General features: G+C 71.3%; 12 protein-coding genes. 7 read left to right on the top strand and 5 right to left on the bottom strand.

The annotated features are described in order from the left end of the window. Positions 1–52 precede the first annotated feature (52 nt). The 4 genes from IM697_RS17315 (at position 53) to IM697_RS17330 (ending at position 4,225) form a co-directional block, all read left to right on the top strand. Complete coding sequence (locus IM697_RS17315) at positions 53–2,575, top strand: sensor histidine kinase (RefSeq protein ID WP_194048583.1); 2,523 nt, start codon at positions 53–55, stop codon at positions 2,573–2,575. After that, positions 2,572–3,045 carry a roadblock/LC7 domain-containing protein gene (locus IM697_RS17320; protein ID WP_194048584.1) on the top strand — a complete coding sequence of 158 codons (474 nt, stop codon included), beginning with the start codon at positions 2,572–2,574 and terminating at the stop codon, positions 3,043–3,045. The genes IM697_RS17315 and IM697_RS17320 overlap by 4 nt, the downstream gene beginning before the upstream one ends. Positions 3,046–3,067: 22 nt before the next feature. After that, positions 3,068–3,481: a DUF742 domain-containing protein gene (locus tag IM697_RS17325; RefSeq protein ID WP_194048585.1), complete on the top strand. Its 414-nt coding sequence runs from the start codon at positions 3,068–3,070 to the stop codon at positions 3,479–3,481. A 138-nt stretch (positions 3,482–3,619) separates the two neighbouring features. Further along, positions 3,620–4,225 carry a GTP-binding protein gene (locus IM697_RS17330; RefSeq protein ID WP_194048586.1) on the top strand — a complete coding sequence of 202 codons (606 nt, stop codon included), beginning with the start codon at positions 3,620–3,622 and terminating at the stop codon, positions 4,223–4,225. 38 nt (positions 4,226–4,263) lie between these two features. Here the strand turns inward: IM697_RS17330 and IM697_RS17335 are convergent, their stop codons facing one another. Next, positions 4,264–4,692, bottom strand: a complete 429-nt coding sequence (locus IM697_RS17335) for a PPOX class F420-dependent oxidoreductase (RefSeq protein WP_194048587.1) — start codon at positions 4,690–4,692, stop codon at positions 4,264–4,266. Between the two features lie 98 nt (positions 4,693–4,790). Here IM697_RS17335 and IM697_RS17340 point away from each other — a divergent pair, with 98 nt between their 5' ends. Next, on the top strand, positions 4,791–5,204 hold the full coding sequence (locus IM697_RS17340) for a roadblock/LC7 domain-containing protein (RefSeq protein ID WP_194048588.1): 414 nt from the start codon (positions 4,791–4,793) through the stop codon (positions 5,202–5,204). A 127-nt stretch (positions 5,205–5,331) separates the two neighbouring features. Beyond that, the gene (locus IM697_RS17345; RefSeq protein ID WP_194048589.1) at positions 5,332–6,243 is read left to right on the top strand and encodes a DUF6397 family protein; all 912 of its coding nucleotides are present in this window, start codon (positions 5,332–5,334) and stop codon (positions 6,241–6,243) included. Here the strand turns inward: IM697_RS17345 and IM697_RS17350 are convergent. Both IM697_RS17350 and IM697_RS17355 read right to left on the bottom strand, forming a co-directional pair. Continuing rightward, positions 6,230–7,099 (bottom strand): acyl-CoA thioesterase, encoded by an 870-nt coding sequence (locus IM697_RS17350; RefSeq protein WP_194048590.1) that lies wholly within the window; start codon positions 7,097–7,099, stop codon positions 6,230–6,232. The genes IM697_RS17345 and IM697_RS17350 overlap by 14 nt on opposite strands. 19 nt (positions 7,100–7,118) lie before the next feature. Then, positions 7,119–9,632, bottom strand: coding sequence for a DEAD/DEAH box helicase (locus IM697_RS17355; RefSeq protein ID WP_194048591.1), 2,514 nt, complete (start codon positions 9,630–9,632; stop codon positions 7,119–7,121). A gap of 145 nt (positions 9,633–9,777) precedes the next feature. Between IM697_RS17355 and IM697_RS17360 the strand changes: the two genes are divergently transcribed. Beyond that, entirely contained in the window at positions 9,778–10,572 is a 795-nt protein-coding gene (locus IM697_RS17360; RefSeq protein ID WP_194048592.1) for a metal-dependent hydrolase, read from the top strand. 101 nt (positions 10,573–10,673) lie between these two features. Here IM697_RS17360 and IM697_RS17365 read toward each other — a convergent pair whose 3' ends face one another. Together IM697_RS17365 and IM697_RS17370 are read right to left on the bottom strand one after the other, a co-directional pair. After that, positions 10,674–10,934 carry a type B 50S ribosomal protein L31 gene (locus tag IM697_RS17365; RefSeq protein ID WP_194048593.1) on the bottom strand — a complete coding sequence of 87 codons (261 nt, stop codon included), beginning with the start codon at positions 10,932–10,934 and terminating at the stop codon, positions 10,674–10,676. Positions 10,935–11,084: 150 nt separating this feature from the next. Next, positions 11,085–11,555 (bottom strand): DUF5709 domain-containing protein, encoded by a 471-nt coding sequence (locus IM697_RS17370; RefSeq protein WP_194048594.1) that lies wholly within the window; start codon positions 11,553–11,555, stop codon positions 11,085–11,087. Positions 11,556–12,089 lie beyond the last annotated feature (534 nt).

The following is a 12,089-nucleotide window of genomic DNA, read 5'->3' on the forward strand; positions in this document are numbered from 1 at the left end:
GGACCGTACAGGCCCGGCAGCACACCTCGAACCACTTCCGAGCGAGGAGGCCATGCGCACACCCCGTAGGACCACCGCAGCCGGCGCCCGGACGCCGTCATCGCCGCCGGTGCGCGGCCGTCGCGCCCACGCCGGACCACCGGCCGACGAAGGTCCGGACGAGCCCCTGGTCGGGGTGCCGGACGATCCACCCGCGCGCGTGGAGCGCTGGCGCATACGGCCGCGCACCGTCCGCGCCAAGATCATCTGCCTGCTGATGGTGCCCGTCGTCTCACTGCTGGCCCTGTGGGCCTACGCGACGGTCACCACCGCACAGGACGTCTCCAGGCTGCGCCAGTTGCAGCACGTCGACTCGGAGATCAGGGCGCCCGTCGCCGACGCCGTGACCGCCCTCCAGGCCGAACGCACGGCCGCCGTGCGCTACGCGACCGACCCGTCCGCCGGACGGAGCGACGACTTGGAGAAGCGCGCGGAGGACACGGACAAGGCCGTGGCACGGCTGCGCCTCGGCGACCGCAACACGGTCGCCGACGGAGGGCAGCTCCCCGCCGGAGTGGCCGGGCGACTCGAGGCCTTCGTCGACGGCGCAGAGCGGCTGGCCGCCGTACGCGGTGCCGTCCTCGACCGGCGCTCGGGCTGGGACGAGGCGTACGGGCAGTACACGAGGACCATCGCGACCGCCTTCTCCGTGGGTGGCGCGCTCACCGGCATCCAGGACGCCGAACTGGGCTCCGACGCGCGCGTACTGCTCGAATTCGCCCGCGCGGGCGAGGCGTTGGCCCAGGAGGACGTGGTGCTGGACAGCGCACGCCTGACCGGACGCCTCGACGGAGAGCGGCTGCGGCTGTTCACCGGCGCCGTCGACACCCGCCGTACGCTCACCGAGTCCGCCGTGGCCGACCTGCGCGGCCCCGAACGCACGGCCTGGCGGCGCCTCGCCGACGGCGGCGACTACGCGTCCGTCACGGCCGTGGAGGACAAGGTCCTCGCCACCACACCGGGCCCAGGCGCGATCGACGCGGCGCCGGAAGACACCTGGAGCAGGGCACACGCACGCGTGCAGGGCGGGATGCGGGCCATCGAGCAGGACGCCGGGCGCGATGTCGCGGATCGCGCCGACCCCTTCGCCCGCGGTCTGCTCACCCCGGCCGGCGCCGCCGTTCTGCTCGGCCTCGTCGCCGTCGCCGCCTCGCTCGTGATCTCCGTGCGCATCGGCCGCGGCCTCGTCGTGGAGCTGGTGAGCCTGCGCAACAGCGCCCTCGAGATCGCCCGGCGCAAACTCCCCGAGGCCATGCGCAAGCTGCGCGCCGGTGAGGAGATCGACATCCGGGCCGAGGCACCGCCGGGACCGCCCGCCGAGGACGAGACCGGCCAGGTCGGCGAGGCGCTGGGAACCGTCCATCGCGCCGCCCTCAGGGCCGCCGTGGAGCGCGCCGAGCTCGCCAGCGGCATCTCCGGTGTCTTCGTCAACCTCGCCCGCCGCAGCCAGGTGCTCGTGCACCGCCAACTGAGCCTGCTGGACAGCATGGAACGGCGCTCCGACGACCCGAACGAACTGAGCGACCTGTTCCGGCTCGACCACCTGACCACCCGTATGCGACGCCACGCCGAGAGCCTGATCATCCTCTCCGGGGCGGCACCCGGGCGGGCCTGGCGGATGCCGGTCTCCCTGACCGACGTGGTTCGCGCCGCCGTATCGGAAGTGGAGGACTACGCGCGCGTGGAGGTACGCCAGCTCCCCGACGCCTCCGTCATGGGCGCGGCCGTCGCCGACATCACGCACCTTCTCGCCGAGATCGTCGAGAACGCCGCCCAGTTCTCGCCTCCGCACACGCGCGTGCGCATCACCGGTGAGCCGGTCGGCAACGGCTACGCCGTCGAGGTCGAGGACCGCGGCCTCGGCATGGGCAAGGAGGCACTGACGGAGGCCAACCGGCGCATCGAACAGTCCGAGGCACTCGACCTGTTCGACAGCGACCGTCTCGGCCTCTTCGTGGTCAGCAGGCTCGCGTCCCGGCACGGCATCAAGGTCCACCTGCGCACCTCGCCCTACGGCGGCACCACCGCGGTCGTCCTGCTGCCCACCGCCCTGCTGCACAGCGCCTCGGCGGAACGTTCCCCCGGCACGCAGGCGGACGCCCGACGGCCCTCGGAACGCGACCACGCGCGCGTGCCCGCCATCGACCGGCACCAAGAGCCCGTCCAAGCGGTCGCCGACCGACCCGCACTGGTGGCTCCGGCACCGGCCGAGACCCCGACCGCGAACCACACCCCACCCTCCGGAGTCACCACCTTGCGACTGCACCGCCCACCGGACGACTCCGCGGCCTCCGACGACCTCCCGCGCCGCGTACGGCAGGCGAGCCTCGCCCCCCAACTGCGCGAAGGGCGCCTCGACGAAGAAGCGGACACGACCGCCTCCCACGACGACGACCAGCGCACCCCCGAACTCGTCAGGGACCGCATGGCGGCCTATCGCGACGGCTGGGCGCGGGGCGGCGGCAGGCAGCCCGGCCGCGGCGCCGGCCCCGAACCCACACCGCGCGGCGACAGCAGCGAAGGAGACCTCGCATGATCCAGGACCCGAGCATGAGAGCCGCCGCGGGGGTCCCCCCGCTCGAGCAAGGCCGAGAGTGGGGGAGGTCCGGCGAACTGGACTGGCTGCTGGACGACTTGGTGCTGCGCGTACGAGAGGTGCGGCACGCCGTGGTGCTGTCCAACGACGGACTCGCCGTGGGCGCGTCCACCGACCTCCGCCGGGAGGACGCCGAGCACCTCGCCGCGGTCGCCTCCGGCTTCCACAGCCTGGCCAAGGGCGCGGGTCGGCACTTCGGCGCCGGCGGGGTCCGCCAGACCATGGTCGAGATGGACGACGCCTTCCTGTTCGTCGCGGCCGCCGGCGACGGCTCCTGCCTCGCCGTCCTCAGCGCCGTGACCGCCGACATCGGGCTGGTGGCGTACGAGATGGCACGGCTGGTCAAACGCGTCGGCGAGCACCTCTACACGCCCCCGCGCGCCGCCGCGCGGCCACCCGCCTCGCGATGAGCCGGAAGGGCGGTCCGCGCACATGACCGACGACACGACCGGCACCCCGCACGAGCCGGGCAGCCAGTGGTACGACAGCGAAGCCGGGCCTCTGGTCCGCCCGTACGCCATGACGGGCGGACGCACCCAACCCGGACCCAGCGGCGTGCACTTCGACCTGATCGCCCTTGTCACACTGGCCACCACGGCGCGCGGCAGCGACGACGACACCGCGCTCGGGCCGGAACACCGCGCACTGATCGAACTGTGCCGACCGGAGACACAGTCGGTCGCCGAACTCGCCGCAGGCGCCGATCTGCCCGTGGGGGTCGTCAGGGTGCTCCTCGGCGACCTCCTGGAACTGGGGCGCGTCACCGTCAGCCGCCCCGTACCGCCCGCGCAGCTTCCCGACGAGCGGATCCTGCGCGAGGTGATCGAGGGATTGCGAGCGCTGTAGATGAGACACCGAACAGGAACGAGGCGGTCGCATCGAGCCAAAAGCGGTCCAACCCCACGAAGGGCGGCCGCAGTTGTCATGATGCTGACCTCGCACAGCGACCTCGAACGATGCCGGTACTCCCGAGAGAAGTGATCGATGGTCTCCGAGCACACCGACGCCCCCGACGGCGAGACGGCCGCCCTGGCGTTGAAAATTCTGGTCGCCGGCGGATTCGGCGTGGGCAAGACCACCCTGGTGGGCGCGGTCAGCGAGATCAGGCCGCTGCGCACCGAGGAACTGCTCAGCGAGGCCGGTCAGCTGGTGGACGACATCGACGGTGTGGACCAGAAGGTCACCACGACCGTCGCCATGGACTTCGGGCGCATCACCATCCGGTCCGGCCTGTCCCTGTACCTCTTCGGCACCCCGGGCCAGGACCGCTTCTGGTTCCTGTGGGACGAGCTGTCACAGGGCGCCCTGGGCGCCGTGGTCCTCGCGGACACCCGGCGCCTGGAGGACTGCTTCCCAGCCGTGGACTACTTCGAGCACCGGCACATCCCGTTCGTCGTGGCCGTCAACTGCTTCGCGGGCGCCCGGGCCTACGGCGCCCAAGACGTCTCACGCGCCCTCGACCTGGACCAGGGGACACCGGTCGTGCTCTGCGACGCCAGGGACCGCGACTCGGGCAAGGAGGTGCTGATCCGGCTCGTCGAGTACGCCGGGCGGATGCACACCGCCCGGCTGCTCAACTCCGTCGGCTGACCGGTGCCTGCCGTGCCGACCGTCCGTTCGTGCCCTCGTCAGTCGGCCACGTCCCGCTCCGCGAGTACCTTGTCGATCGTGACGCGGACGAGGAGTTCGCCCGGGACACCGTTGCGGGCCTCGAACTCCTGCGCGCGCTCCTCACCCATGTACCGTGCCCCGATACGGCCTGCCCAGTGCCTCAGCTCCTCGAGATCGTCCGAGACCCGGGCGCGGCCCTGGACGACCACGAAGGCGTACGGCGGCCGGTCGTCGTCCACGCACAGCGCCACGCGGCCGTCACGGACCAGATTGCGGCCCTTCACACTCGAACCGCCGGTGTTGAACACCACCTCGTCGCCGTCGAGCACGAACCAGATCGGGGTCACATGCGGACTTCCGTCGGCTCGCACGGTCGACAGCTTTGCGGTGCGCGTGCCGTGCGAGACGAACGCCCGCCATTCCTCATCGGTCATCTTCTTCGCCATGCCCACCATCCTCCTTGCCCGAGGGCCGGATCGTCGGGAAGGGTTGGCGAAGAGATCCTCCGGTGCAGGGGGAGACATCTACACGGGGAGACCGGAACATGGCGCAGAACCAGGGGCTTGACTGGCTACTGGACGATCTGACGGAGCGCGTCGATCATGTGCGACACGCGCTGGTGCTGTCCAACGACGGTCTGGTGACCGGCGCGAGTACGGGACTGCGGCGCGAGGACGCCGAGCACCTCGCCGCCGTCTCGTCCGGACTGCACAGCCTGGCCAAGGGCTCGGGACGGCACTTCGGCGCGGGCAGAGTACGCCAGACGATGATCGAGTTCGACGACGCCGTGCTGTTCGTCACCGCGGCGGGCACCGGAAGCTGTCTGTGCGTGCTCAGCGGCGCGGACGCCGACATCGGCCAGATCGCCTACGAGATGACGCTGCTCGTCAACCGGGTCGGCGAGCACCTCGACGTGGACGCCCGACAGCCCGAACGGAAACCGCTCACAGACGTCTGACCTGCTGATTCGTCGCCCCCCGCAGAGTTATCCACAGGCCCGCCACGAGATCCGGCAGACCGGCTACGGTTTTTGTCACGGCGAACGCACGGAGCGTGAGCCACTGACTCCACGGGGGAGACCGACCATGTCCGGCGACATCATCACGACCACGCACCACCTTGCCTGCACGCCGAGCCGCGCGGCCCGGGAACTGGGTTTGAAGCGAGGGGAATTGGACCTCGCCGTCCACCTCGGAATCATCCGGACCGTGCCCGACGAGGGCGGCGGAGGCCGACGCGTCCCACGGTCCGAGATCGAGCGGGTGAGTTCGGGCGACGGCTTTCCCGAATCGCTGCGGGACCGTGTGAAGGTCGTGGGCACGAGCGAGGGCGCGGACGTCATGGACGTGCCCGCCGGCAGGTTCACACGGCTCGCCCGGCTGGGCCTGGTGGTGCCGGTGACGTTCTATCTGAACCGCTATCGAGCCGTAGTCTGGCTGTATCTGGCCGAGGAGTTGAAGCGGTTCGCCGCCGACGAGCACAACGCCCCACCGCTGAACGACCGCCGGATGCCCGAAGGGCTGCGCGGCATGCTCGACACGGGCATGGACCTGCGCCCACGCAACTGGCGCGGACGCCACCGGGGATTCCTGCTGCGCCTGGCCGACGACCCGTGGGAGTGCGCCGGTGCGCTGGCCGCCTTTCTCGATCCCGTCCAGATCGCGGAGCTCGTCCCCGATCCGTATGAGCGCTCCCATCTGAACCGCTTCCGGCCGGGCCCACCCACGTCCGGCGCACCGGGCTCGCCCTTCGCGCTGATCGCCGAGCGGATCATGACGGCGGACGACCCGGACGAGATCAGCCTGCTGCGGGCCGACCTGACGGCGGTTCTGCAGGACGCGCGCAGGATGCGGCCCGCGCCGCGGCCCACGGCCCAGCGGGTCCCGGCGCCGGAGCATCCGGGGCTCCCCGGCTCGCTGCGGCCCGAGGAGCCGGAACGGCCGCGCGGCTGGCTGCGGCGGCTGCGGCGCGGGACTCCGCGGGCTACAGCGCCCTGAACAGTCCCTCCTGGACGACGGACACCAGCAGGCGTCCCTCCAGGTCGTAGATCCGCCCACGGGCGAGGCCCCGCCCGCCGGTCGCGATCGGCGACTCCTGGTCGTACAGGAACCACTCGTCCGCGCGGAAAGGCCGGTGGAACCACATCGCGTGGTCCAGCGACGCGATGTCGAAACTCCGCGGGCCCCACAGCGGTTCGACGGGGATGCGGACCGCGTCCAGGAGGGTCATGTCGCTGGCGTAGGTCAGCGCGCAGGTGTGCACGACCGGATCGTCGCCCAGCGGCCCGACCGCGCGCATCCACACCGCGCTGCGCGGCTCGGCGTCCTCGACGTCCTCCTCGGTCCAGCGCAGCCGGTCGACATAGCGGATGTCGAAGGGCTGCCGCCGGGCCATCCGCTCCAACTGCTCCGGCAGCGTGCCCAGATGCTCCCGGATCTCGTCGGTGACCGTCGGCAGCGACTCCGGGTCCGGGACCTTGCGGGCCGGCGGCAGCTGGTGGTCGAAGCTCCCCTGTTCAGGCTTGTGGAAGGAGGCGGTGAGATTGAAGATCGTGCGGCCCTGCTGCACGGCGGTGACCCGGCGGGTCGTGAACGACCTGCCGTCCCGCACCCGTTCGACCTGGTACACGATCGGCACGCCCGGCCGCCCCGGGCGCAGGAAGTACGCGTGCAGCGAGTGCACGGGCCGGTCGCCGTCCGTGGTGCGCGCGGCGGCGACCAGCGCCTGGCCCGCCACCTGGCCGCCGAAGACCCGTTGCAGGGACTCCTGCGGGCTGCGGCCACGGAATATGTTGACCTCGATCTGCTCCAGGTCGAGCAGGTCGACGAGTCTCTCGGCCGGATTGGTCGTCATGGGTGGGATTCTCCTGTGCTCACAACTGGCCTACGTCGGTGACGCGGACCACGGCGCGGCCCTCCGTGTCGGAGGCGTCGAGGTCGATCTCCGCGCTGATGCCCCAGTCGTGGTCGCCGCCCGGGTCGTCGAAGATCTGGCGGACCCGCCACAGGCGGTTCGCCGGCTCCTCCTCGATCACCAGGAGCTTGGGTCCACGGGCGTCCGGTCCGGTGCCGAGATCCTCGTACTCGTCCCAGTACTTGTCCATTGCCTCGCCCCAGGCGTCGGCGTCCCAGCCGGCGTCGGCGTCCAACTCGCCCAGCTCCTCGACCTGGTCGAGCGCGGCGAGCTCGACGCGGCGGAACATGGCGTTGCGGACGAGGACGCGGAAGGCGCGCGCGTTGGAGGTGACCGGCTTGACCTCGTCGGCCTTCTCCTGGGCCTCCTCGGCGGTCATCTCCTCCGGGTTGGCGAGCTGCTCCCACTCGTCGAGCAGGCTGGAGTCGACCTGACGCACCATCTCGCCGAGCCACTCGATCAGGTCCTGCAGATCCTCGGACTTGAGGTCGTCCGGGATGTTGTGGTCGAGGGTCTTGAAGGCGCTCGCGAGGTAGCGCAGCACGATGCCCTCGGTGCGGGCCAGCTCGTAAAAGGACACCAACTCCGTGAAGGACAGCGCCCGTTCGTACATGTCCCGGATGACGGACTTCGGCGACAGCGGATGGTCACCGACCCACGGGTGGCTCTTGCGGTACGTGTTGTACGCGTGGAAGAGCAGTTCCTCCAGGGGCTTGGGGTAGGTGATGTCCTGGAGGCGCTCCATGCGCTCCTCGTACTCGACACCGTCGGCCTTCATCGCGGCGACGGCCTCGCCCTTCGCCTTGTTCAGCTGGGCGACGAGGATCTGCCGCGGGTCGTCCAGGGTGGACTCGACGACGGACACCATGTCCAGGGCGTAGGACGGCGACTCCGGGTCCAGCAGCTCGAACGCGGCCAGCGCGAAGGTGGACAGCGGCTGGTTGAGCGCGAAGTCCTGCTGGAGGTCGACCGTGAGGCGGACGATACGACCCGTGGCGTCCGGCTCGTCGAGCCTCTCGACGATGCCGCCGTCCAGCAGCGACCGGTAGATCGCGATCGCACGCCGGATGTGCCGCAGCTGCTGCTTGCGCGGCTCGTGGTTGTCCTCCAGCAGATGCCGCATCGCCTCGAAGGCGTTGCCCGGCCGGGCGATCACCGACAGCAGCATGGTGTGCGTCACCCGGAAACGGGACGTCAGCGGCTCCGGTTCGGAGGCGATGAGCTTCTCGAAGGTGTTCTCCGTCCAGGCGACGAAGCCCTCGGGTGCCTTTTTGCGGACGACCTTGCGGCGCTTCTTCGGGTCGTCACCCGCCTTCGCGAGCGCCTTCTCGTTCTCGATGACGTGCTCGGGCGCCTGGGCCACGACGAAGCCCGCCGTGTCGAAGCCCGCCCGCCCGGCACGCCCGGCGATCTGGTGGAACTCACGGGCGCGCAGCGTGCGGACTCGGCTGCCGTCGTACTTGGTCAGGGCCGTGAACAGCACCGTGCGGATGGGGACGTTGACCCCCACGCCGAGCGTGTCCGTGCCGCAGATGACCTTCAGCAGACCCGCCTGCGCCAGCTTCTCCACCAGCCGCCGGTACTTCGGCAGCATCCCGGCGTGGTGCACACCGATGCCGTGCCGCACGTAACGGGACAGGTTGCGGCCGAACTTGGTGGTGAAGCGGAAGTTGCCGATCAGCTCGGCGATCTGGTCCTTCTCCTCGCGCGAGCACATGTTGATGCTCATCAGCGCCTGCGCCCGCTCCACGGCCTGCGCCTGCGTGAAGTGCACGATGTAGACCGGCGCCTGCTTGGTCTCCAGCAGCTCGGTCAGGGTCTCGGTGAGCGGGGTGAGCTTGTACTCGTAGGACAGCGGCACGGGACGGGTGGCCGAGCGCACCACCGACGTCGGGCGGCCGGTGCGGCGGGTGAGGTCCTTCTCGAACATCGAGACGTCGCCGAGGGTGGCCGACATCAGGATGAACTGCGCCTGCGGCAGCTCCAGGATCGGGATCTGCCAGGCCCAGCCCCGGTCCGCCTCTGCGTAGAAGTGGAACTCGTCCATGACGACCTGACCCACATCCGCGTCCTTGCCGTCGCGCAGCGCGATCGACGCCAGCACCTCCGCGGTGCAGCAGATGACCGGGGCGTCGGCGTTGACGGACGCGTCGCCGGTGAGCATGCCGACGTTCTCGGTGCCGAAGATCTTGCACAGTTCGAAGAACTTCTCCGAGACCAGTGCCTTGATCGGAGCGGTGTAGAAGGTGACCTCGTCCCGGGCCAGCGCGGCGAAGTGGGCGCCCGCGGCGATCATGCTCTTGCCGGAGCCGGTGGGCGTCGACACGATCACGTTCGCGCCGGAGACCACCTCGATCAGCGCCTCCTCCTGGTGGGGGTAGAGGGTGAGCCCGCGCTCCTCGGCCCACGACTCGAAGGCTTCGTAGAGGGCGTCGGGGTCGGCGGTCGGCGGCAGCTGATCGATGAGGGTCACCCACCCATCTTGCCTGTCCTCCTCCCGCATCGGGGAATCGGCTGCGGATGCGAAGATCGCGAACGCTACGCTGTGTCGCCGACGACAAGTCAGCGATCCCGGTCAACTGGACAGCGGCACACGAGGAATGGGGCGGGCAACGGCGATGATGGGACCAGCACACTCTCTGTCGGGCGCAGCCGCCTGGCTCGGCGTCGGAGCGGCGGCGGCCGCCGCCGGGCACGGAATGCCCTGGCCGGTCCTCCTCGTCGGCGCGCTGATCTGCGCCGGGGCGGCCCTCGCCCCGGACCTCGACCACAAGGCGGCCACGATCTCCCGGGCCTTCGGACCGCTGTCGCGCTGGCTGTGCGAGATCGTCGACAAGCTGTCGTACGCCGTCTACAAGGCGACGAAGAAGCAGGGCGATCCGCGTCGCTCCGGTGGGCACCGCACGCTCACGCACACCTGGCTGTGGGCTGTGCTGATCGGCGGGGGCACCTCGGTGCTGGCGATCACCGGCGGCCGTTGGGCGGTCCTGGCGATCCTCTTCGTTCACATGGTGCTGGCCATCGAGGGCCTGCTGTGGCGGGCGGCCCGGGGCTCCAGCAGCGACGTCCTGGTCTGGCTGCTGGCGGCGACCAGCGCGTGGATCCTCGCGGGTGTGCTGGACAAGCCGGGCAACGGTGCGGACTGGCTGTTCACGGCCCCGGGCCAGGAGTACCTGTGGCTGGGCCTGCCGATCGTGCTGGGTGCGCTGGTGCACGACATCGGGGACGCCCTGACCGTCTCCGGCTGCCCGATCCTGTGGCCGATCCCGGTGGGACGCAAGCGCTGGTACCCGGTGGGCCCGCCCAAGGCCATGCGGTTCCGGGCGGGCAGCTGGGTCGAGCTCAAGGTGCTGATGCCGGTGTTCATGGTGCTCGGCGGGGTGGGCTGCGCGGCGGCGCTCAACGTGATCTGAGCGGTGAGGAGTCTGCAGGGCACGGCACCGGCGGGCCCCCTGCGGGACCGAGCGGCCGCACGCCACGGACCTCCGGCGTACTCACTCGCGTCCTCGCCGGATCAGCTTCCTTCTCCGGATCCGGCGCCGTACCGCCGTTCGAAGGCGGCGACGCGGCCCTCGGAGTCCACCGTTCGCGCCTTGCCGGTGTAGAAGGGATGGCTCTCCGAGGAGATCTCGACGTCCACGACCGGGTAGGTCTCGCCGTCGTCCCACTCGATGGTCTGGTCGCTGGCCGCCGTGGACCGCGTCAGGAAGGCGTAGCCTGCGGCGCGGTCACGGAAGACGACCGGGTGGTAGTCGGGGTGCTTGTCCTGCTGCATGCGAACTCCTCGAGTGGCGGCATCGGCGTGGCCGACGGCCTGGGGCCGAATGGTGGCGCCGACAGCGTGGGGACCGCCGTCGCGGGGGCGTCGGCCGCGTGGGGCGCGGGACGGAGACTGCCGGCGTCGGTCGCACGGGGGCCACGGGCGTCAACCGTAGAGGGCGTCCTCGTCCACGATGTGCATCGCGGCCTCCTCGGCGGACGCCGCCGCGCCGTCGATGCCCACATCCGTCGCGACGAGCGCGCTCTCCTCGTCCTCGTGGGCGCCTTCGTCGGGGGCCACGAGACGACCGGAGCGCATGGCGCCGACCTCGTTGTCGAGGAGTTCGCCGTCGGTGCCGTCGGCGTCTCCGAGGCCGTCGCTGTCGGGCGCGGCGAGGTCCGGAAGCTCCTCGGCGAGTCGCTGGTCGAGAGTCTCGCCCTGGTGGCGCTCGGCCGCCGTGACACCGGTGTGCTCGACCGCCCAGGGGCGCTCCGGAGGGGACCAGCCCCGGTCAAGGGGGTCGTCGACGCCGTCGTTCTCGAGGGTGTCCTCCGCGTCCAGCAGCCCCGTGTCCTCACGTTGGTCGGATGCGTCGGGCTGGTAGACGTCGTCACCCCATCCGTCGGCGCTGTTCACGGGTACCTCCAGGTGGTGCGGACGGGCCCGAACCCACCGCGCTCGGCGGCGGGCCGTCGCGGCGCGGGGCACAGGCCGCACCCGGCGCGAACCGCGAGGTTCCCGGGTGCTCCCCGAACCGGTGCCGCTATCCAGCCTTCCACCCCTTTTCGCCCCGGCGCAACGCCACGGGGCGAAGGCGGGGGCTTCGGACCTCCCGAGCCGGGATCCACGCGCTCGCGTCGGCCGGGCCGGCCGGGCCCACTCCGGCCCGCCGACCGCCCCGACCGCTCCCGGCCGGCCCCGGACCCCGGCCACGCGGCGAGCCGCGTTCCCGGTCGCCGCCCTCCGAGTCCCGGCGCCCCACAGACCCACACTCCGGGCCTCTGCCGACCGGGGCACCCGCCCGAGACCACCCACACCACCGGCCCAGGCCAACCGTGCGTCGCCCCCGGGCCGTGCGCCGCCCCCGGGCCGTGCGCCGCCCCCAGGCCGAGCGCCCAGTCCCATACGACGCCGACCTCCAACCCGGCCGACCACGCCCCTCGCCCAACG

The organism is Streptomyces ferrugineus (assembly GCF_015160855.1).
In the GTDB taxonomy this organism is placed as follows: domain Bacteria; phylum Actinomycetota; class Actinomycetes; order Streptomycetales; family Streptomycetaceae; genus Streptomyces; species Streptomyces ferrugineus.

Excerpts from the sequence above, each read along its gene's own strand:
- IM697_RS17315 (WP_194048583.1), top strand. The coding sequence starts at position 53 with ATGCGCACACCCCGTAGGACCACCGCAGCCGGCGCCCGGACGCCGTCA.
- IM697_RS17320 (WP_194048584.1), top strand. The coding sequence starts at position 2,572 with ATGATCCAGGACCCGAGCATGAGAGCCGCCGCGGGGGTCCCCCCGCTC.
- IM697_RS17325 (WP_194048585.1), top strand. The coding sequence starts at position 3,068 with ATGACCGACGACACGACCGGCACCCCGCACGAGCCGGGCAGCCAGTGG.
- IM697_RS17330 (WP_194048586.1), top strand. The coding sequence starts at position 3,620 with ATGGTCTCCGAGCACACCGACGCCCCCGACGGCGAGACGGCCGCCCTG.
- IM697_RS17335 (WP_194048587.1), bottom strand. The coding sequence starts at position 4,692 with ATGGCGAAGAAGATGACCGATGAGGAATGGCGGGCGTTCGTCTCGCAC.
- IM697_RS17340 (WP_194048588.1), top strand. The coding sequence starts at position 4,791 with ATGGCGCAGAACCAGGGGCTTGACTGGCTACTGGACGATCTGACGGAG.
- IM697_RS17345 (WP_194048589.1), top strand. The coding sequence starts at position 5,332 with ATGTCCGGCGACATCATCACGACCACGCACCACCTTGCCTGCACGCCG.
- IM697_RS17350 (WP_194048590.1), bottom strand. The coding sequence starts at position 7,099 with ATGACGACCAATCCGGCCGAGAGACTCGTCGACCTGCTCGACCTGGAG.
- IM697_RS17360 (WP_194048592.1), top strand. The coding sequence starts at position 9,778 with ATGATGGGACCAGCACACTCTCTGTCGGGCGCAGCCGCCTGGCTCGGC.
- IM697_RS17365 (WP_194048593.1), bottom strand. The coding sequence starts at position 10,934 with ATGCAGCAGGACAAGCACCCCGACTACCACCCGGTCGTCTTCCGTGAC.